Raw genomic sequence first — 20,967 nt, forward strand, 5'->3', positions numbered from 1 at the left:
CGTGCAATCGCGATCCATAGCTTGTCGCCTGAAGGTATGATCTGGTGTGTTCACTATAAATGCAAGATCTTTCTCTGTGCATTTTTTAGGCAAATTGCGCGAAAATCCCGTATTTCCAGCTTGCCAATCGTTCGAAGAATGTGGAAATTCGCGTGTACACACTAATCTTGGCAGCGGATGGCTGATGTGAAGCACGATAGGCCGGATTCGGACGACTATGATGTCACGCAGCAGGTGGGCCACCTGTTGCGCAGAGTGTATCAACGTCATCTCTCCATCTTCCAGGAAAACGCCTCCGATCCCAATCTGACCTCCGTGCAGTTCGTCACCCTCTGCGCGCTGCGCGATCATGGGCCAAGTTCCCAGACCGAACTCGTCAAGGCAACGGCCGTCGATCAGGGCACGATCAGGGGCATCATCGAACGACTGTCCGCACGAGGACTAATCACGACTTCCGGGGATGAGCAGGACGGACGCAAGATCATCATGTCCCTGACGCCGGCCGCCGAGCACCTGTTGGAGGAAATGATACCGGCCGCCCGCCTCATCAGCGAGTTGACGATGGCCGACCTCAATCCCGCCGAACGAGTGGCCCTGCTTTATCTGCTGCGCCGCATCCTGAACTATCATGATGACAAATCATCGAACGCGACGGAGAAATAGACCGGCAGGAAATGCCATCGCTCGACGGCATCGCCTTTTTTCAGGTCAATCGTGACCGCAAAGCAGGCCTCAATTCGCAAAAGCGGCGATGCCTGTGATGGCGCGGCCGAGGATGAGGGCGTGGATGTCGTGGGTTCCCTCGTAGGTGTTGACCACCTCGAGGTTGACGAGATGGCGGGCAATGCCGAACTCGTCGGAAATGCCGTTGCCGCCGAGCATGTCGCGCGCGGCGCGGGCGATATCCAGCGCCTTGCCGCAGCTGTTGCGCTTGAGGATCGACGTCAGTTCGACCGGCGGATGGCCGTCTTCCTTCATGCGGCCGAGACGCAGGCAGCCCTGCAGGCCAAGCGTGATCTCGGTCACCATGTCGGCGAGCTTCTTCTGGATCAGCTGGTTGGCGGCAAGCGGCCGGTCGAACTGCTTGCGGTCGAGCACATATTGCCGCGCCTTGGCATAGCAATCCTCGGCCGCACCCAATGCACCCCAGGCAATGCCGAAGCGGGCGGAGTTGAGGCAGGTGAACGGACCCTTGAGGCCGGAAACATTCGGCAGCAGGTTCTCTTCCGGCACGAAGACATTGTCCATGACCACTTCGCCCGTGATCGAGGCGCGCAGGCCGACCTTGCCGTGGATGGCGGGCGCCGACAGTCCCTTCCAGCCCTTTTCAAGGATGAAGCCGCGGATGATGCCATCCTCGGTCTTCGCCCAGACGACGAAGACATCGGCGATCGGTGCGTTGGAGATCCAGGTCTTGGCGCCGGTCAGGCTATAGCCGCCATCGACCTTCTTTGCCCGCGTCACCATCGAGCCGGGATCGGAGCCATGGTTCGGCTCGGTGAGGCCGAAGCAGCCGATCCATTCGCCAGTGGCAAGCTTCGGCAGATATTTCTGCTTCTGGGCTTCGGAGCCGAAAGCATCGATCGGCACCATGACCAGCGAGGACTGCACGCTCATCATCGAGCGGTAGCCGCTGTCGACGCGCTCGACCTCGCGGGCGATCAGGCCATAAGCGACATAGCCGAGGCCGGCGCCGCCATATTCCGGCGCAATCGTCGGTCCGAGCAGGCCGAGTTCGCCCATCTCGCGAAAGATCGTCGGATCGGTCTTTTCATGGCGGAAGGCTTCGAGCACGCGGGGGGCGAGCTTCTCCTGCGCATAGGCATGCGCGGTGTCCAGCACCATGCGTTCTTCATCGCTCAGCTGCTCCACCAGCCGGAACGGATCGGCCCAGTCGAAAATCTCGCGGCTCATGCTGTCGTCTCCCAGATCTTTCTTTTCTCGATCGCTGTCAGTCTACGCCTTGCGGCTGGCGCGGGCTCGTTCGGTGGCGGTCGTATCCGAATGGCAATCCGCCGTCACGACAACGCCGAAAAGATCGAGCGCTTCTGCCGTCGTATAACGACCGAGCCGCACATCCTCGCTCACCGCTTTCAGATCGCGTGTCAGTGGATCGCCGTAGCCGCCGCCGCCCGGTGTGCCGACGCGAACGCGATCACCGGGTTTCAGCGCAATATCCTGCGCCTTCGACAGATGCTCGGGCGTCATCGCTTCGCCGTCGCGCCAGACCGTGACGCTGTTCGTCCGCCCGTCGCTGCCGCCAAGCGCGCCCTGCGGTCCGAAACGACCGTGATCCATGACGAAGCTTGCGGTGGCAGCACCGCGCCTGAGTTCGATCTCGTAGTCGAGACCGAAGCCGCCGCGATGCTTGCCGGCACCGCCGGACCCCTCGCGAAGGGCATAGCGATGGTAGAGGACGGGGAATTGCTGTTCCATGATCTCGACCGGCGGTGCCTTGGAAATGCCGATGGTCGAACAGCCGTTGGCAAGCCCGTCGTGATCGCTGTTGCCGCCGTAGCCGCCGCCGGAAATCTGGTACATGACGTAGCCGCGCCCGCGCTCCGGATCGTGGCCGCCGAGCGCGAAATTGCCCGAACTTCCGGCGGGCGAGGCCGTCACACGATCGGGCAGTGCCTCGACCAATGCCGCAAAGACCGCCTCGGCGATCCGCTGGCTGACTTCCGCAGCGCAGCCGGAAACCGGGCGCGGATAATGGGCGTCGAGGAAGGTTCCCTCTGGCGTCTTCACCTTCAACGGCTCGAAGGCACCGGCGCTGATCGGGACATCAGGAAAGATATGGCGCATGGCGAGGTAGACGGAGGATAGCGTCGTTGCCAGCACCGAATTCATCGGTCCGGCGCAGGGCTTCGACGATCCCTCGAAATCGAAGGAGAGTTCATCGCCTGTCGCGATGATCGTCAGACGGATTTCGAGTGGCTCGTTGACGACGCCGTCACTGTCGATATAGGCGACGGAACGATAAGTACCTTCCGGGATCAGCCGGATATTGGCGCGCATCTGCTCGGCCGCTCGGCGGCGCAACTCGCCGATCGCTTGGGCGACCGTATCGTCGCCGTAGCGTTCGAGAATGCGCACCAGCCGTTCCTGCCCCACAAGAAGGGCGGCCGCCTGTGCCTTTACGTCACCGATGCGTTGTTCGGAGACACGGATGTTCGAGCAGATGATCGCATAGATCTCGGTGTCGAGCTTGCCTTCCTTGAAAAGCCGGACCGGCGGCAGGCGCAGGCCCTCCTGTTCGACGGAGGTGGCCGACGCCGAGAAACCGCCGGGGACAGCGCCGCCCGTATCCGGCCAGTGACCGGTGTTCGATAACCAGCAAAAGATCTTGCCATCGCGATAAACGGGCATCGCAAAACGCACATCCATCAGATGCGTGCCGCCGAGATAGGGGTCGTTGACGATATAGATGTCACCCGGCTTCGGCGCCGCTGCCTTGCCGGAGGCGATCATCTCGATCAGCGTGCGGGTCGAATATTGCATGGTGCCGACAAAGACCGGCAGGCCGCCGGCCCCCTGGGCGATCAGCGAGCCGTCCTCGGCCGAATAGATGCCGTCCGAACGGTCGTTGGCCTCGGCGATGACGGGCGAGAAGGCGGCTCGGGAGAAGGTCAGGTCCATCTCATCGCAGACCTGCTGCAGGCCGGATTGGATGACGCTCAGCGTGATGGGGTCGATGCTCATTGGCCGGCTCCGATCGTGATGATGATATTGCCGTCGTCGTCCTGTGTGGCGACGTCGCCGGGCTCGAGGATGATGGTCGTGTCCATCTGCTCGATGATCGCCGGTCCGGATATGGTTGCCTTGAGCGGCAGATGATCGCGCCAGTAGATCGGCGTTTCCCGCCAGCCGTCGAACCAGACCGGCCGCATGCCGGTCTGCGCTTCGGCGAGTGTCGCCTTGCGACCGGCAGCATCGATCAGCATGGACAGATCGATCTCGGTGCGCCGGCCGATGACCGAGGTGTTGACGTTGACGAGGCTGGCGCGGATTTCCGGAAGTTCGACATGGAAGCGGTTGAAATAAGCCTCCTCGAACCGTGCCTGCAGTTCGGCCCTGGTCGGCATTGCGCTCGGCAGCGGCACGCGCAGCAGATGCGTCTGGCCGATGAATTGCATATCGACGGAGTAAATCTCACGGATCTCGCGAATGGCGACCGCTTCCTTGCCGATCAGGCGGCGTCCTTCCGCCGACTGCCTTTCGAAGAGTGCGTGCACCGCGTCCATATCGGCGACATCGAGCGGGCGGTTGACCGTATTGACGAAATCGTGCCGAAGATCGGCAACGACGCAGCCGAGCGCGTTGGTGATCCCCGGACGGGACGGTGTCAGCACCCTTGGAATGCCGAGCTCCCGCGCGATCGCGGTCGCGTGCAGGGGGCCTGCTCCGCCGAAGGAGAACAGCGCGAAATCGCGTGGATCCTCGCCGAGGCTGACCGAGACCATGCGCACGGCGTCCGCCATGCGGGCATTGGCGATACGGATGACGGCCGCCGCCGCCGCCGTGGCGTCGAGCCCGAGCGGACGGCCGAGCTTTTCCTCGAACAGGTCACGAATGTCGTCGATGGAAATGCTGCCGGGAACCGAGTTGAGTCTGGAGGGGTTGAGGCGGCCGAGCAGCAGGTTGGCGTCGGAGATGGTCGGCGTCGTGCCGCCGCGGCCGTAGCAGATCGGCCCCGGCATGGCGCCGGCGCTTTCCGGGCCGACCTGGAGCAGGCCCGCGGCGGTGATCTTGGCGATCGAACCGCCGCCGGCGCCGACGGTGCGCACATCGACCATCGGCACATGGATCGGCATGGCATATTCGATCTCGATCTCGTTGGAAACAGCCGGTTCGGCGTTGCGGATGAGGGCAACGTCGGTCGACGTGCCGCCCATATCATAGGTGATGAGGTTGGGGATGCCGGCGCGCCGGCCGGTATAGGCCGCTGCCATGACGCCGGAGGCGGGACCGGACATGACGGTCTTTGCGGCCTCCTTGGCGACGTGGCGCGCAGACACCATGCCGCCATTGCCGTTCATGACGAGAACGTCGTGCCTGTAGCCCTTGGTGGCGAGTTGATCGGCGAGGCGCTCGATGTAGCGCGCCAGGAGCGGCTGCACGGATGCATTGACGGCCGCCGTGACGCCGCGCTCGAACTCACGGCTTTCGGACAGAAGCGCATGGCCGAGCGTGATATTGCCGTTCGGCCAGATCTCGGCGGCGATCTCGCCGGCGCGCAACTCATGCGCCGGATTGGCATAGGCATGCAGGAAGTGGATGACCAACGACTCGCAACCTGTATCCACCAGGGCTTTGAGCGCAATGCGGAGCGCTTCCTCGTCGAGGGGGATCAGCACGTTGCCGGCGGCATCCATGCGTTCGGGAACTTCGAGCCTGAGGTCGCGCGGGATGATCGGGCGAAACTCGCCCTTCATGCCGTAGGGGTTCGGGCGCGTGCGCCGACCGAGCTCCAGCACGTCGCGAAAGCCGCGTGTGGTGATGAGACCTGTGCGGCAGAGGTTGCGCTCCAGAACGGCATTCGTGGTGGTGGTGGTGCCGTGCACGATGAGGTCGAGCGCCGCAACATCGGCCTCAGCCGCATCCAGTGCGTTGAGAACGCCGAAAGCCTGATTGTCGAGCGTGGTCGGCGTCTTGGCGAGACGGACCTTGCCGGAGACCGTGTCGAAGAGCACGAGATCGGTGAACGTGCCGCCGACATCGATGCCCGCGACCTGCGATTGTTCAGGTGTCGGGCCCGATGGTTCATTCGGAAAAGACTGAGTCACGACTGTTCCCATTATTGTTTGTATACAAATGAATTTATGGACGAGATCGAACCGCTGTCAAGCGCCGCGATCTTCGAGCATGCCCCTAGCGCAGACCATCCTTGCCTTCGATATCCGACGCCTTCAGCCCACCGACGCGGGCAAGCGGCCGGCCGCTATCGGTAAGGGCGACGGCCACCATGATTTCCGCCGGACGCGGCGCGTCGGCGAGGCTCACCTCCATCCCGTCGAAATGCGACCGCACATAGGCGGCATCCTTGTGCCCGAGCGGAATATCGAGGGGCCGGCCGGGGCCGCCGCGCTTTTTCGAGGAGGGCACAAGTGCGGCGCCTTTTTCCACCGCCTCGCGCAGCGGCTTGCCGAGCGATGGATGCAGCAGGGCGGCCGCATGTTCCAGCTCGCCATCCTCACCGACCAGCGCCGCCTTGCCATAGCTTTCGACCTGCGCCGGCGAAATTCCGAGCACCTCGACGCATTTGCGGCCAAGCAGGCCGCCGAGTTCCGCGCCGATCTCGATCAGCGGCGTCAGATCCTCGACATAACGGCCGGCGAAGGGATTGGCGATGACGGCGACCGCAGCAGCCTTGCGCGTCGGTGGCGAGATGGTTTGACCCATCTCGGTCAGTGTCTCCTCGACGAAGACGGTGATCTGGCGGATCTCAGCGCTCAACGCAGGCCGTCCTCGCCCTTGATGTCCTCGGCCTTAAGGCCGCCGCTGCGGGCATGGACGCGCGGACCGGTGGTCATGACAAGCACGACCGCCATCTCATTGGCGCGCGGGCCGTCCGGCACGCCGACTTCTATCGAGTCGAAATGGCTTCGCACATAGGAGGCGTTGATATGGGTAACCGGCACGTCGAGCCGCGTGCCGGGGCCGCCGACCTTCTTCGAGGAAGGCACGATCGCCTTGGCGCCGCCCAGCACTTCACGCATGGCGTAGCCGCCCGGCGCGTGCCAGAGGGCGCCGTGCTCCAGCTCGCCGGCCTGACCGACGATGATGCCCTTGCCGTATCCTTCGACGTCAGCAACATTTCCGCCGAGCGCGGCGACCAGCCGTTTTGCCATATCGAGGCCGAGCGGCTCCAGATCCTTCATGAAACCGGTGATTTCCTCATGATAGCTGCCCGCGAAGGGGTTCTCGATGACCGCGACGATCGCCCCCCGCTTCAGCGGCTTTGCGACGGGCTTGCCGCCTTCGTGATAAATCTCCTCTACGATGGTGAGGAACTTGCGGATCTTGACGTCAGGCATTGGAAAACCGCTCCATGGATTGATCGATTGAAAGAGGTGAGGCTGTAAATGGCCGGGCCGCGGTCGGCATGGCGAGCAGGCCCTGGTTCCTGAGAAAGAGGCCGGCGCGATCGATGAGGCCGAGTGCGATGAAGCGCTCTCCTCTGGCAAGGCCACAGGAAAGTGCCATGTCGATTTCCGCATCGGTCAGGGGGCCGCAGCCGGTGACGACCAGGCGCTCACCGAGATCGCTGTCGTCGACGACATCGATGGCGCGTGCCCGGCTGATGGCGGCATGGCCGGGGAGATCGACGGCATTGGCAACAATCGTGACCGCCGCGTCGGCCGCCGCCGCATTCGCTGCCAATACGGTCACCGAGTCGGCAATGCCCATCGACAGGCTGCGTCCGCCGCGTCCGCTGGTGGCGATGCCGCGTGTGGGGCTGGAAGCATGGAGCGCGAAATCGCCGAGCGAAATTCCGTCTTCGCGCGCCATACGGACATGAAACTCCGCGTCACTTTCAAGATGCACGGCAATGTCGCCGCCATTGTTGACATAGGCGCGGGCAGGGCGGTCGTCCTTGTCGAACGCGGCCAACATCGCCGCCAGGATTTCGTCCGCGACGGCACCGGCAACTGCCGCCATCGGCGTGATGAAATGGTCAGCGGCAAACGGCCGGACCGCGGTGACCATGCGTTGGGCAACCGAGCCCTCGGGCATCGGGCCGGCAAGTTCGGCTGCCGTGCGAAGCAGGGGCAGTTCGCTCACCAGTTCGTCAAGGACGGTCTGGAAACGGGCGATGGCAGCAGTGAAGGCACGGGCGCGCCGTTCGGCTTCGTCCCTGCGTTCAGCTCTGCCGTCATCGACGCCAATGACGAGGTCGATCGGCCCGTGCTGCAAATGCAGCCGGCCGTTTGGATCGCCATCGAGATATCGGGCAACAGGCCGCGACATGCTATCGCTCCCTTTGTCGTCAGCCGCCCCACCGGAAATTTCTGCTTTCCGTCGGCCAGGGGCCGCGTCCGATCGGTGTGACCCTACGCTCGGCCATTTCCAGCGCCTGCTCGATCGGGATGACGGCGTCCATATGGCCGCCGAGCGCGCGGTAATCATCGAGCCGCATGGTGAATTCGATCGGCGCGACGAGCGCGGGCGTCGGCACGTAGCCGAAGGCATTGCTCGGCATCTGCGTCACATCGGCCATGACGGTGATACCGCCGCCCGGCCAAACATAGGCCGGAACGCCGCCGCAGGAAACATGGGTCAGCGCTTCCTTGACGGAGCGCGTCAGGCGGACGGGGTTCGTGGTGACACCAGCCCGCAGGCTGCCGCCGGCACCGCCGATGAACAGGACCGAGGTGAGTGCCGGTTCGCAATTTTCGGCGATGATCTCGACCGATTCCTGCAAGGCTGCGGGAAGGATTGTCTGCAGTTCCGGTCGCAGATTGTCGTCGAGAATATAATAGCCGTACTGCTCGCCGGTGGTCGATACCATCAGCATGCGCATGCCCGGCCAGGCCGTCTTGGGGTCGAAATCGCCGAGGATCGTCAGGGGGTCGGAGATGTTGGTGCCGCCCCAGCCGATGCCGGGCTCGGCGACCTGGAAGTAACGGCCGGGCGTCGAGCGCCGGCCCTTGATGCGAATGCCGGTGGCTGGCACGTCGAGCAGGCGTCCGGCCTGGTGTTCAGAGAGCACGCCGGTGATATGGTCGTCGACAACGACCACCTCATCGACATGGCCCATCCACTGCTTGGCGAACATGCCGATGGTCGCCGAGCCGCAGCCGACGCGCATGCGGCTTTCCTCGACGTCGTTGATAACGGGAGCAGCGCCTGCCTTGATGGTCAGGCTGACCCCGCCATCGACCTGCATGTCGACGGCTTCGCCATTACAGAGCTTCAAGAGCGCGTCGCAGGTAACGCGGCCTTCCTTCTTCGAACCGCCGGTCAGGTGGTGCACACCGCCGAGCGACAGCATCTGCGAGCCGTATTCGCCTGTTGTGACGTGACCGATGGCTTCGCCGTCGACCAACACGGTTGCGGCTTCGGGGCCGAGAAAGCGGTCGGTGTCGATCTTCACCTTGGCGCCGCAATAGCTGAAGATGCCTTCGGTGACGACGGTCACCATGTCGACGCCGTTTTCCTGCTGCGACACGATGAAGGGTGCTGGCTTATAATCGGGATAGGTCGTTCCGGCGCCGACGGCGGTGATGAAGCTTCTGGTGGCGTGGACGATGTCGCCGTCCCATTCGCTCTCGCCCGGCTGGGCCAGGAACGGCACGACATTGCCGCCTTCGGAAATGGTGTTCTCGATGATCGTCAGCGGATCGACGCGGATCAGCTCGCCGCCGACATTGGCATAGCGATCGCAGGCGCCGGACCGGCCGTCGGAGATGTAGCACATGACGGGACAGGCATCGCAGCGTATCTTGCCGTTTGCGACGCTTTCCACGCGTTGCTTGACCATGGCACTCTCCTTTTAACACGGCCGCTTGTCCGGTGGTGCTGCCATTAGCCCATGGACGGATATTTGACCGTCATTGTTCCCAATTTTTCATTTGTATGCGAATGAGTATCAGCCGGTCTTTCCGTCCTGTCAAGCGACGGTGGGGAGCCCTGGCAAAAATGCTGCCGTCCGCCTGGATGGACTTTGCCGCCGCCTGCGACCAGCCCTGTTATCGGCCGGGCTATGGCGTTGACAAATATGGTGTTCAAAGTAGAGGCTTGGGACCTCGAGCGTTTACATCAACCGACAATGACGCTCTAATCTTTTGAATCTGGAACAGCTTATCCACATCGCAACCATATGCGCAGATCCGGGGCGGGACAAATGCAGAAATCTCATGAAGACAGACAATCCGCCGCACCCGCATACCATGTCGATCGGCAGGTCGGGTTCTTTCTCCGGCAGGCGAACCAGCGGCATGTCGCGATCTTCGCCAATGCCATCGGCGACAAGTTGACGACGACGCAATGGTCGGCGCTTTCGAAGCTTAAGGAAATCCAACCCTGCTCGCAAAACCAGCTCGGGCGCGAAACGGCGATGGATGTCGCGACCGTCAAAGGGGTCGTAGACCGCCTGGTGAAGCGCGGTTTCGTTGCCACCGCGCCGGACCAAAATGATGGGCGCCGGGTCGTCCTGTCGCTGACCGAAGATGGCCTCGCGGTCATCGCCGCGAATGTCGGCGCGGCGGTCGCGGCGACCGAGGAGACATTGGCGCCGCTCACCTCCGGCGAGCGGATGATGTTCCTCGAACTGCTGCAGAAAATCTGCTGAGCGGCTGCCGTCAAACCGTCGATCTCATCCTTACGTCTTCGATTGTGACAAAACATTGCGTTCTCGGCGGAAGGAATGGATTGCGCGACAAAATTCATTCGTGTACAAATGAAATAAATAAATAAGACGAGGGAAAACGGATGAGCTTGTCAGCGGAAGAAGCAGTCATCACCGACGGTCAGCAGGCGGGTACCGCGCCGGCGTTTCCGGTGCCCGCGAATGTCTTTGTGCAGACGGTGACCGAGGTACGGCATTTCACCGACCGGCTCTTCAAGTTCCGCATCACGCGCCCGGCGGAATTCCGTTTCCGTTCCGGCGAATTCATCATGATCGGCCTGCCGAATGCCGATCGTCCTGTTTTCCGTGCCTACTCGATCGCCAGCCCCTTCTGGGACGAGGAGATCGAATTCTATTCCATCAAGGTTCCGGGCGGCCCGCTGACGGAGCATCTCCAGAAGATCGTGCCCGGCGACACTGTGCTGATGCGCAAGAAGCCGACCGGCACGCTGGTGCTCGACGCGCTGATCCCAGGCAAGCGGCTCTACCTCCTGTCGACCGGTACCGGTGTCGCGCCTTTCGCAAGCCTGATCCGCGATCCGGAGACCTACGAGAAATTCGAGGAGATTGTTCTCGTCCAGACCTGCCGGGACGTAGACGAACTCACTTACATCACGGAGATGGTCGAGGCGCTGAAGGACGATCCGCTGATCGGCGAACTCGTCGGCGATCGCCTTCGCCTGCATACGACAACGACGCGTGAGCCCTTTGCGCGCATGGGCCGCATCACCGACCTTCTGACCAGCGGCGAATTCTTCGAACAGACTGGCCTGCCGCGCATCAATCCGGACGAGGATCGCGGCATGATCTGCGGCTCGGCGGCGATGCTGAAGGATACCAAGGCTGTTCTGGAATCCTTCGGTCTCGTCGAAGGCGCCAACAATGCCCCGGCCACCTTCGTCATCGAGCGCGCCTTCGTCGGCTGAGCGCATCGATCAGGCTCGAAACCGTAGAAGCGGTTTCGAGTATTTCCTATTCAAGCGTGGGATGCGGCAGTGACCAGCTCGACCGTGGTCCGAAATTCGACCTGCTCGGGCATGCGCGACAATATATGTTCGAGGGTTGCCGCATGTGACAGCGGCGTCGAACTGCCGATCGCATCGCTCGCGACGATGACATGAAAGCCGGCATCGATCGCGTGAAACAGGCTCGCCAGAACGCAGACATCCGTCTCCACGCCGCTGAAAATTAGCGTATCGACACCCTCTGCGATCATCCGCTCATGAAAACCCGGCGCGCCGAAAATGGAATAGGTGGTCTTCTCGATCACGTTTCGAGGCTCAGCCAAGGCCGCGAGCGGGGCGACCAGATCCTGCATCGCCGGATCCATCGTTCCCGTCGTCAGCATCGACCAGCGCTCGTAATAGGTTCGCCACCGACCCGTTGCATGGCTTGGTGCGGCAGGCACCATGAATTTGGCAAACAGCGTCCGGTCGGCAAAGGCGTGCGTCAGATCAAGCACGTTCGGTAGGATCTCGGTTACCGCCGGCGTGTGCCAGACCGTTTCTTCGGCAAAAAGCCGCTGCATGTCGATGACGATATGGCGGGAATTGGTGAGCGACGGCGCTGTCATCTTCAATCCTCGACGGCAATGGTGTGGTCCGGCGACCAGGCAAGGGTCACGTCCGTTCCGCTTGCGAGCACGGTGCCATCGCGATTTTGCGCGAAGAGTTTCAGCGAAGTTCCATCCGGCGTTACCAGCACATAGGTGAGCGCCGGGCCGGCATAGATCACAGTCTCGATGCGAGCCACCAAGGCGTTGAGGCCCGCTTCGGGCGATGTACCTGCTGGGAGGATCGACATCTTTTCCGGCCGCACGGCGAGCGTCGCGCTGTTGCCTGTAGACGAAAGCGGGCCATGGCAGCGCACCAGCGTGCCATCCGCAAGCCTGACACCACCATTGGCAATCGTGCCGTTCAGAAAATTGGAATCACCGAGGAACTGCGCTGCAAAGCGCGTTTTCGGGCGCTCATAGACCTCCGCAGGAGCGCCGATCTGGACAATACGACCACGATCGAGGATCGCGACCTTGTCGGAGAGCGTCAGCGCCTCTTCCTGGTCATGGGTGACGAAGATCGTTGTCAGCCCGGTCTCGCGCTGGATGCGAAGCAGTTCGACCTGCATCTCCTGCCGCAGTCGCCGGTCGAGCGCCGAGAGCGGTTCATCCAGCAGCAGGACGCTCGGCTTGATGACCATGGCACGGGCAAGCGCCACGCGTTGCTGCTGCCCGCCGGAGAGCTGCTTCGGTTTGCGATCGCCGAAGCCCGGCAGCCGCACCATTTCCAGGGCGCGATCGACCTGTTGTCTGGCCTCCGCACCGCGAATACCGCGCCGCGCCAGGCCGAAGGCGACGTTTTCGGCGACCGTCATATGCGGGAACAACGCATAGGACTGGAAGACCATGCCGATATTGCGCGCCCAGACCGGTGTCTCTGTCACGTCCTGGCCGCCGATCGCGACCTTGCCGCTATCGGGTGTGATGAAGCCGGCGATGATGCGCAGAAGCGTCGTCTTGCCGGAGCCGGAGGGACCGAGCAGGCTGGTGAAGGATCCTTCCGTGAAATCCGTCGAGATGTCGGCCAGCACCGGTGTCCGGCCGTAGGTCTTGGCGACCGATGATACTTCAACGTTTGTCACTGACGCCTCCGGGCCTGGCAAAGATCGCAAAGACGAGGATGGCGGCCATCGAACCGATCAAGAGGATCGTCGAGATGGCGTTGATCTCTGGCGTGAAGCCCTTGCGGATCGCCGAATAGATTTGCACCGGCAAGGTGGTGAAGCCGGGCGTTGCGAGGAAATAGGAAATGACGAATTGGTCGAGCGAAACGGCGAAAGCAAAGAGGGCCGCGCCAAGGATGCTCGGGGCGAGAAGCGGCAGCGTCACCGAAAAGAATGCATGGATCGGTGTCGAACCCAGGCTCGTGGCCGCCTCTTCAAGATCGGCCCGGATCGTCTGGAAGCCGGTTCCGACGACGAGAACCACGTAGGGAATGGCGAGCGCCACATGGCCGATCAGCAGTGCATGCATGCCGCGTCCGATACCGGTCCAGAAGAAGAAGACGAGCATGGCCGTTCCGGTGATCAGCCAGGGAATGGCGATCGGCGGCAGCAGCATGAGCTGTAACAGCGTTTTCCCTTTGAATGTTCGCCGGGCAAGCGCCACCGAGGCCATCGTTCCGAGGATTGTCGAGACGACAGCGGTGATGACGGCAATGACGATGCTGTTGATCCCGGCTGAAATCAGCTGGTCGTTGCCTGCAAGAGCCACATACCATTTGGTCGAGAAGTGAAACGGCAGCTCATAGAGCGAGGACTCGTTGAAGCCCATAGCCATCATCACCACGATCGGCAGATAGAGGAAGACCAGGATGGCAGCGAGATAGAAGCGCGCAAGACCGATCATGCGACAGCCCCGCTGCCGCGCCGAAGCACGCCCGAAAACGTCGCGAAGATCGCAAGCACGACAGCGAGCATCGTGAAGGATAGTGCTGCACCCAGCGGCCAGTTGAAGGCTTGGGTGAACTGGTCCTCGATGACCGTACCCATGGTGACGCCGACACGGCCGCCGAGAATGCGCGGCTCCATGAAGGAGCCCAGCACCGGCACGAAAGTCAGCACGGCGCCGGAGATCAGGCCGGGTGCCGCCATCGGTATGAGGATGCGGAAGAGGATCGTCCACCAGCGGGCGCCGAGGCTTGCGGCGGCCTCGATGATCGCATCGTCGATCGTGACCAGTGCTATATAGCAGGTCAGGATCATGTAGGGCAGATAACCGTGCACGAGGCCGACCACGATTGCCGATCTGGTGTAGAGAAAGCCGATCGAACCGGCTCCCGGCCAGACCCAGTGCAGCACATCGTCGAGAAAGCCGCCTTCGCGCAGCACCATCGTCCAGGAGAAGATGCGCACGAGACCATTCGTCCAGAACGGCAGCAGGATGAGGATCAGCAGGGTTTCGCGCGTACGGCCGATGGTGGCGCGCGCCAGCGCCAGCGCCGCGAAGAAACCAAGGACAGCACAGGCAAATGTCGTCCAGAAACCCATCAGCAGCGACGTCCAGGCGATGCCCAGGAGATAGGGCTGTGTGGAGAAGACCTGGTATTGCCTGAGCGTGAAGACGATGGGGGCCTTGCCCATCGGTGTCGCATTCATGAAGCTGAACACGAACATCGTGCAAAGCGGCAGGAGAACCGCGATGAAGAGCCATCCATAGGTGGGCAGCAGCAGCACCAGCGTCGCGAGCCAACCGGGGATGCCTGGCCGGGCGCGCGAACCTTCCGGTCCGCGCGTCGTCGATGCAGAAACTGCCTCAGGCTGCATAGAAGGCTTTCACTTCCTGCCAGAGGTTATTGAAAGCTTCGCGGCGATCGTCGGGCAGGGCCGACTGAATCGTCATCGTCTTCAGATATTCCGGCTTGTGGATCACCCGGTTGAGATCGTCGGCCGGCAGTTTTTCCATGGCGGCAGCATTGGCCGAAGCCGGCGCCCCGACCTTGGTTGCCCATTGGAAATAGAAGTCAGGGTCGATCATGTAGTTGATGAAGGCAAGGCCAGCATCCGGATTGGTGCTCGTCGCCGGGACAGACAGGCTGTCCAGCCAGCCGATGCCGCCTTCCTTCGGAACCACGAATTCGACCGGCAGCTTGCTGTTGCGCTTGGAGCGGACGGCCGCACCCGACCAGAAGATCGAAAGGTCGAATTCCTTGGCGGCGAATGCCTTGTTCCATTCGTCTTCGCTCGACCAGAGCAGCTTGATGTTCGGCTTGAATGCCTTCAGCTTCTCGGTGACGACGGCGAGGTCCTTCGGATTGTTCATGTCCTGGCCGGACAACAGTGCGCCGATCGCAACGCCGGTGACGGCATCGTCGAACAGGGCGACTCGGCCCTTATGGGCGGGATCGCCAAGCGCTGCATAGCTGTCCGGCTTGGGCGACCCCTCGGTGATGGCAAGCGAAGTGATGCCCCAGACCCAGGAGACGCCGTTGGTCTTGCCGTCAAGCTGGAGGTTCGCATGGTTCTTCAGTTCGGGCGACAGGCCCGTTGCATTCGGCACCTTGGAGAAGTCGATGGGAGAGATGAGACCTTCGCTCGCCGCTTGCTGCGAACGGGCGCTGTTGATCAGCACCACATCGTAGACGCCGGGATTGGTCCTGAGCTTCGTCAGCATTTCCGGCTCAGAGCTGAAATAGTCGTGAACGACCTCGATGCCGGTCTTTTCGGTGAAGGCTTTGAGAGCCCAGGCTTCGTCGGTGCCGTAGCCCTGCCAGTTGAGAACGGTGATCTTGGTGGCGGCGCGCGCCTGGCGCGGCAACAGGGACGATGTGGCGGCGGCGAGGGCGCCGGTGCCGATCAGGCCCAGAGTTTGACGTCGTGTGGTGTTCATCCTGATGTTCCCCTTTTGTCTGATTTTTGGTCCATTTGCCGATGGTGGTGAAGGCTTCGTCTTGCTTGCAGTCCTAGCGGATATCGAAATGGATACGTATCAGTGAAGTGGAAATCGCCGGCTTTCTCGGAACGCGGCCGATTTCCGTATAGTTTCTTGAGCGAAAGAATACATCCCGGAATTGATCGCCAATTCCAAGGTTTTCGCATCTGGCGCGAAATAAGTTCTTCGGTCGTTCCCTATTCTTTTTTGTTTGTACACAAACGATTAATGCGGAGATATTGTCTTGTCAAGCACGGGCAACGCGTTGATGTGATCTAGGCTTCATTTTACTTGCCGGCGATGCCATAGGTGAAATTCCCGGGTCTTGTCCGCTGTGGGAAGAGCAACGACAATACCGATGTCGGCCGCGCGCCATTGGGCATCCATCTCGCCAAGTTTCACCGCCACGACCTCGCCTGCATCGATCCCGGCGAGATGCAGTTCCGCCGCACTCAGCGATGCGCTTTCGATGCGGCAGGAAATGTAGCCATCCCCGACGACGAGATGGGTGAACCGCCCAAGATTATTTGTCGACAGGAACGGCACACCATCGCGCGTCACCGTCAGCGCGCCGTTTTCCGAGCTGACATGGATACGTCCTGCGGGTGACAACAGCGGACCGAAATTTGCGTCAGCACCGTTGTTGCAAAGGCTCCAGCCGTTCCATGGGTCGAAGCCGCAGAGCTCCTCGACCGCCATCAAGGGAAGCAGCGCCGCCCAGATGTAGAACGGATCGGTATCGCCCTGGTCCATCGCCTCGCCAGTCGTGGCATTGTAGTTCTCGGCGGCGATGCGCCGGTCCCGCCAGCACTGCATGAAGAGATCGTAGCTTTGCTTCGCCAGATGGCTGGCCTCGGCATCGAAGCGATAACGCTTGAGCCCGAGCCATACCATGAAGTTGACATTCGGCCAGATGCGGCCGCGCCAATAGACGTTTTCGGCAAAGGCCGGATCGTTGCGTGTGGCATTCGGCAGCACGAAGGCACCGCCGAAGGTCGCGGGATCTGCAAGATGTGCCAGGAGGTGCGAGGCCTGTTCAGCGTTCGCCGCGCCGCACATCAGGGGATAGAAACTTGTCGGCGACAGCGAGCGGACGAAGCCGCCCTTGCGCTGGCGATTGGCGAAGATGCCGCGATCGGCATCCCAGAGATGCTCTCGGATCAATCGCCGGCTCCGGTCTGCGAGTGCCGCGAACTCATCGGCCTCTTCGGCGCGGCCGAGAAGGGCGGCCATGTGCGACAACATTTCCGCGTCGAGCGCCAGGGCGCAGTTCAATCCGAGATCGTAGGTCGAGAGGGTTCGGGTGACGGGATCGTAGACGGCCTCGTCATGCGTCGCGGAATTGTCCATTCCAGTCTCGTTGCGGGCGCCGAAAATCGTCCCTTTATAGAGCCCTTCACCGACATCGCTGGTGCCGCAGGAGATAAGTCCGAAATCATCGGGATCGCGATGGCTTCGCCACCAGCGCTGATTTCTCGCGAGCGCCTCATAGCTCGCCTCGATCATCGAGCGCTCGCCATTTCTCAGATACAGCAGCCAGGCAACAAGGCTGCCATGCGGCGGCTGGCTGCGGTCGACCCAGGCGTCGTTCGAGGTGACGATGCAGGCGATATTGCCCTGCGGTGTGGCGCCGGCGAGCGCCGCCGCCATGTTCTCGCGGGCGATATCGGTGTCGAAAACACCGGCCAGCAAGGCCGCGAATGTCTGATCATTGTACCAGACGGCGAACTCGCCGAGGTTCCAGATGCGGGTGACGGCGGTGTAGGGACGGTGGTTGACCTTGTCCCAGATCGTGTTCCAGCCGACGACATCGCGCACGGCATCGAGCGCGCCGGCAAATTGTCCGTCATGCGGAGAAGGCGCCGGTCGGGAGGCCGCTTCGAGGCAGGCACGCGCATTCAGGACCGCTAGGTCCTCGCTGTCGGCGACCGCAGCGGCGTAGGCGCCTTCGCGCATCATTTCCATGTTGAAGCGAAGACCGAGTACCGGTGCGCTGTCGCTGCGGGTCGCGGTATAGAAATAGCCGTTGGTCTCGAAGTCGGCGCGCAGGGCATCGATGCTGTCGTGACCTGTCACCTGGATTGCCGGTGCGCGGGTGACGATGGCCGCGAAGCGGCGGTCGATCTTGATGATGGCGGCGCCCTTTTCCGCGTCGTAGCGAACCACTTCGCCGCCATCGGACGATATGGCCAGCGTCAACCAGAACCGCGTCCCCCACTCACCGAGCTGAGGCGCTTCCCATTGTCCCCGGATGGCGAAAGGATCCGACGCACTCGCCTGAAACCGTATCGACGTTCCGCCAAGCTCCGTTTCGAGCTCGATCAGACTATTGTCGATCGTGTGGCGGCCGAAACGGACGGGATCGTGGCGCGGTTCGATGGCGCTCGCCCGTCGCGCGCGGGTCGAATAGAGCACCGGCGTAATGCGAAGGCCAAGCGGAAGAAAGGTCAATTCCGCCGGGCGGGACGACCAGCTGTTCCAGGCGCGGGCAAGTGGGATCGTGACATGGCCGGGCATTACATTCATTCCTTCACACTGAACGGGTCGTAGAAGAGCAGCCTCGGCGCTGCCGTCAAGCCGCTTTCATCGGGCCAGACCGAGCCGGCATAGGGCGTTCCGGCATAATAGCGATTGGCAGCCGTGTTGCTGACCGCAAGTTCAAGATCGTGCGGCCCCGCGGACAGGCAGCCGAGAGCAATCCGAAAGGGCGGAAAGCAGCGCATGTCGGCATCACGCCCATCGATGCGAACCGTGACGGCCGTCGCCACCGAGGGGAGATCCAGGATAATATCGGCGGCGGCGTCGAGATCGAATGTAAGGCGATAGAGGCCGGTGCCGGAGAAATTCGCAAAACCCTGCACCTGCCAGCCTTCATCGACATTGATCGCGAGGGCATCGCCGCCTTCCGATGTCTTGAACGTCCAGCCGCGATCGAGAGCCACCGCACGCGATGGATTCGGTTGTTTGAACAGGGGCGCGATTGCTCCGGATGCTGCCGGATTTTCGCGTAGGCGAAGACACACGAGTTGTTGCGGCTCGAGGGTGATGCCCAAGGATTTCGCCGTTACGATCGGCGTGTGCGTCCCCTTAGCCGCGTCCCAGATTTCGTATTCCACGCCAGCGCCAAGCGATATCAGCAGGTCGTCCGCGTCGTTTCCTTCGTTGAAGAGCACAATGCGCCAAAAATCCTCGCGATCACTCGCGATGTGGCGGTTTATTTTGTCGGAGAAGGATATTGTCGGACCTTGCGCCGGCAATCTGCTCAGCAGTTGGGTGATCATCTGCGCATCCGGTTCGGTGTCGAGATGGGCTGTCGAGCTGATTGACAAGCTTCCGTCACATGCGCATTTCGGAGCGTCGCCCGAAGTCCACAGCTCGCCACCCGCGGCAACAAACTCGCCGAGTATGCGGGTGGTCCGAACGCTCCCGAGAATTCTGACCGCCGGCAGGGCGAGGGCTGCAAAACGGAGACCGTTGACATGCAGCCGCCCGTCACGGATCTCGGCATCTATCAGGCTCTTTTCGTCGATCACCATGTAGTCGCAGCCGTTTTCGGCAAGAGCCTCGCACCATCTGCCGAAATGCCGGGCGTGTGCATGGCGCGGCCCTTCCGCCCATGCCGTGTGGAGCGGGTAGAAGAGTGCGATGGGCGCAAGCGGTGTCGTATCCTCGAGGAAAGCCGAGAGCCGTGCGGTCTCGTCAGCAATGGCGGCATGATGCGGCCACCAGGGTTCGAAATTCAGGCCGGGCGCGAAGTCGAAACGCGGATTGACGAACAGCCTGTCGTCATCATCGTGGCCGTCGGTCTGGTAGAGCGCGTGCATCAGCACCTGGCGGGCGCCAAGCAGATGCAGCCGTATCGATTGCGCGCGCAGCGTTGCCGGCGTCAGCTCCCATTGCCCGGCACCGCGTCGCTCGGTGCGGGTGGCGGTCGTGTAGAGTTCGACGATCGTCCGCGAACGTCCGTGGGCGCGAGCAACGGAATCGCCGAGCTTCGGCGCGAGTTGTGCCGCGAAATTATTGGCATCGACGGCAGTCTCGTCACGCAATGCGTCGAGGCCGAAAAAGTCGACAGCAGGGGTGGCCCGCGGGTCGATCGAGGAGAAGCCGCCATTGAGCGCGAAGCTGCCGACATGCGGCAGAATCTCATGTCCGGTCAGGGACAGGCCATGCCTTCGCGCAAACGCCTTCAGCGGCTGGAAAAAGCCATCATACATTAGCCGGGTATAGGTCTCATAGAAGAGACAGCGCAGCCGTGCGGTCGACGGACCCAGGTCCGTCACCAACGACAGCAACACAGTGCCGAACGCGGTTCCGCTTGCCGTCTCGACCGCGGCTTCCAGCAGCGGCGCATAGAGCGGGCTGTTGCCAAGGTTGCCGGTCTGCTGTCGCCAGCGATAGAAGCCGGGACCCGGCTGGTCGAAGAACAGGAATTCAAGCGGCTTCGGCATCAGTCTGCCGAGCGCATCCGCATAGGGTTGGAGGCCGACGTCCACGAACCGTTGGCCGGCTTCCGGCAGAAGATAGTTGATGAGGCGAGAGGTTAGGCAACGCGCCGAGGCGAACACTGTCAGCCTCCATCCCTTCGGAATTTGGCCATCGTAAGAGAAGCGGCAGCCCTCGTCTGTCCCGACAATGCGAACCCGATCGCTCACGTCCAGGATCAGGTCCGGAGACGGCGCATCGACGGGATGCAGTAAGGCGGCGACGCGCTGCCAGTCACCGAAGCACGGCACACCGCCGTCATATAGCCAATCGGCAATATCCGGACCTAATGCGGCCGCGAATGGCGCCTCGATCCCGTCGATTTCGCCTGTGGGCGTCTCCACGGCTGCCCAGAAGAGATGCCGTTCGCGCAAGTGGTCCGCGCCTTCGACCGTGCGCCCGCCGGCCTGACCGCTCGTCCAGTTGTAGTCATCGTACAGCCCGGCGGTGAGGCCGAGGTCGCCCATAATCGCGACTGCCTGCGCATAGGCCTGCAGAAAGGCAGGCGAGAGGTAGACCGAGCGCGGGAGCGCAAGGCGCGCCTGGATGAGGATCGTGCCGTAACCCTTGTCGCGAAAGTCCGTCAGTTGCGCCCTCATCTCGTCTGGAGACGGCAGACTGTGCCAGAACCAGTAGGCGGCTGGACGGAAACGGGATTGCGGAGCTGCAAACCAGTCCGGCGCTGTCTGCTCAGTCCTTTCCATTT

17 protein-coding genes are annotated in these 20,967 nt (G+C 62.1%); 3 read left to right on the forward strand and 14 right to left on the reverse strand.

Annotation, left to right across the window (positions count from 1 at the left end; all coding sequences use genetic code 11):
* Positions 1-177 precede the first annotated feature (177 nt).
* On the forward strand, positions 178-663 hold the full coding sequence (locus FHT28_RS11455) for a MarR family winged helix-turn-helix transcriptional regulator (protein ID WP_168596305.1): 486 nt from the start codon (positions 178-180) through the stop codon (positions 661-663).
* A gap of 69 nt (positions 664-732) precedes the next feature.
* Here the strand turns inward: FHT28_RS11455 and FHT28_RS11460 are convergent, their stop codons facing one another.
* The 7 genes from FHT28_RS11460 to FHT28_RS11490 all read right to left on the reverse strand — a co-directional run bounded on the left by FHT28_RS11460 (position 733) and on the right by FHT28_RS11490 (position 9,484).
* Positions 733-1,914, reverse strand: coding sequence for an acyl-CoA dehydrogenase (locus tag FHT28_RS11460; protein WP_168596306.1), 1,182 nt, complete (start codon positions 1,912-1,914; stop codon positions 733-735).
* A gap of 42 nt (positions 1,915-1,956) precedes the next feature.
* The gene (locus FHT28_RS11465) at positions 1,957-3,702 is read right to left on the reverse strand and encodes a hydantoinase B/oxoprolinase family protein (protein ID WP_168596307.1); all 1,746 of its coding nucleotides are present in this window, start codon (positions 3,700-3,702) and stop codon (positions 1,957-1,959) included.
* Entirely contained in the window at positions 3,699-5,798 is a 2,100-nt protein-coding gene (locus tag FHT28_RS11470; RefSeq protein WP_037197104.1) for a hydantoinase/oxoprolinase family protein, read from the reverse strand. Before FHT28_RS11470 ends, FHT28_RS11465 begins: the two co-directional genes overlap by 4 nt.
* Positions 5,799-5,871: 73 nt before the next feature.
* Positions 5,872-6,456, reverse strand: a complete 585-nt coding sequence (locus tag FHT28_RS11475) for an amino acid synthesis family protein (protein WP_168596308.1) — start codon at positions 6,454-6,456, stop codon at positions 5,872-5,874.
* Positions 6,453-7,037 (reverse strand): amino acid synthesis family protein, encoded by a 585-nt coding sequence (locus FHT28_RS11480; RefSeq protein ID WP_037197101.1) that lies wholly within the window; start codon positions 7,035-7,037, stop codon positions 6,453-6,455. The genes FHT28_RS11475 and FHT28_RS11480 overlap by 4 nt, the downstream gene beginning before the upstream one ends.
* The gene (locus tag FHT28_RS11485) at positions 7,030-7,971 is read right to left on the reverse strand and encodes a UPF0280 family protein (RefSeq protein ID WP_168596309.1); all 942 of its coding nucleotides are present in this window, start codon (positions 7,969-7,971) and stop codon (positions 7,030-7,032) included. Before FHT28_RS11485 ends, FHT28_RS11480 begins: the two co-directional genes overlap by 8 nt.
* Positions 7,972-7,990: 19 nt before the next feature.
* Positions 7,991-9,484 carry a 6-hydroxynicotinate reductase gene (locus FHT28_RS11490; protein ID WP_047552748.1) on the reverse strand — a complete coding sequence of 498 codons (1,494 nt, stop codon included), beginning with the start codon at positions 9,482-9,484 and terminating at the stop codon, positions 7,991-7,993.
* A gap of 363 nt (positions 9,485-9,847) precedes the next feature.
* Here FHT28_RS11490 and FHT28_RS11495 point away from each other — a divergent pair, with 363 nt between their 5' ends.
* Together FHT28_RS11495 and FHT28_RS11500 are read left to right on the forward strand one after the other, a co-directional pair.
* Positions 9,848-10,294, forward strand: a complete 447-nt coding sequence (locus FHT28_RS11495; RefSeq protein WP_047552745.1) for a MarR family winged helix-turn-helix transcriptional regulator — start codon at positions 9,848-9,850, stop codon at positions 10,292-10,294.
* A gap of 140 nt (positions 10,295-10,434) precedes the next feature.
* Positions 10,435-11,277 (forward strand): ferredoxin--NADP reductase, encoded by an 843-nt coding sequence (locus FHT28_RS11500; RefSeq protein WP_246704848.1) that lies wholly within the window; start codon positions 10,435-10,437, stop codon positions 11,275-11,277.
* A 50-nt stretch (positions 11,278-11,327) separates the two neighbouring features.
* On the opposite strand, the gene FHT28_RS11505 is transcribed toward FHT28_RS11500, so the two are convergent.
* The 7 genes from FHT28_RS11505 to FHT28_RS11535 form a co-directional block, all read right to left on the reverse strand.
* Complete coding sequence (locus FHT28_RS11505; protein WP_168596310.1) at positions 11,328-11,924, reverse strand: cysteine hydrolase; 597 nt, start codon at positions 11,922-11,924, stop codon at positions 11,328-11,330.
* Positions 11,925-11,926: 2 nt separating this feature from the next.
* On the reverse strand, positions 11,927-12,988 hold the full coding sequence (locus FHT28_RS11510; RefSeq protein ID WP_168596311.1) for an ABC transporter ATP-binding protein: 1,062 nt from the start codon (positions 12,986-12,988) through the stop codon (positions 11,927-11,929).
* Positions 12,975-13,754 carry an ABC transporter permease gene (locus FHT28_RS11515; protein ID WP_168596312.1) on the reverse strand — a complete coding sequence of 260 codons (780 nt, stop codon included), beginning with the start codon at positions 13,752-13,754 and terminating at the stop codon, positions 12,975-12,977. The genes FHT28_RS11510 and FHT28_RS11515 overlap by 14 nt, the downstream gene beginning before the upstream one ends.
* Entirely contained in the window at positions 13,751-14,671 is a 921-nt protein-coding gene (locus FHT28_RS11520) for an ABC transporter permease (protein ID WP_080760437.1), read from the reverse strand. Before FHT28_RS11520 ends, FHT28_RS11515 begins: the two co-directional genes overlap by 4 nt.
* Positions 14,661-15,734 carry an extracellular solute-binding protein gene (locus FHT28_RS11525; protein WP_037197089.1) on the reverse strand — a complete coding sequence of 358 codons (1,074 nt, stop codon included), beginning with the start codon at positions 15,732-15,734 and terminating at the stop codon, positions 14,661-14,663. The genes FHT28_RS11520 and FHT28_RS11525 overlap by 11 nt, the downstream gene beginning before the upstream one ends.
* Before the next feature lie 324 nt (positions 15,735-16,058).
* Positions 16,059-18,293 (reverse strand): trehalase family glycosidase, encoded by a 2,235-nt coding sequence (locus FHT28_RS11530; protein ID WP_168596313.1) that lies wholly within the window; start codon positions 18,291-18,293, stop codon positions 16,059-16,061.
* A gap of 5 nt (positions 18,294-18,298) precedes the next feature.
* Positions 18,299-20,965, reverse strand: coding sequence for a carbohydrate-binding protein (locus FHT28_RS11535; RefSeq protein ID WP_168596314.1), 2,667 nt, complete (start codon positions 20,963-20,965; stop codon positions 18,299-18,301).
* Positions 20,966-20,967: the final 2 nt, after the last annotated feature.

The organism is Rhizobium sp. SG570, from assembly GCF_012275345.1.
GTDB classification, from domain to species: Bacteria; Pseudomonadota; Alphaproteobacteria; order Rhizobiales; family Rhizobiaceae; genus Rhizobium; species Rhizobium lusitanum.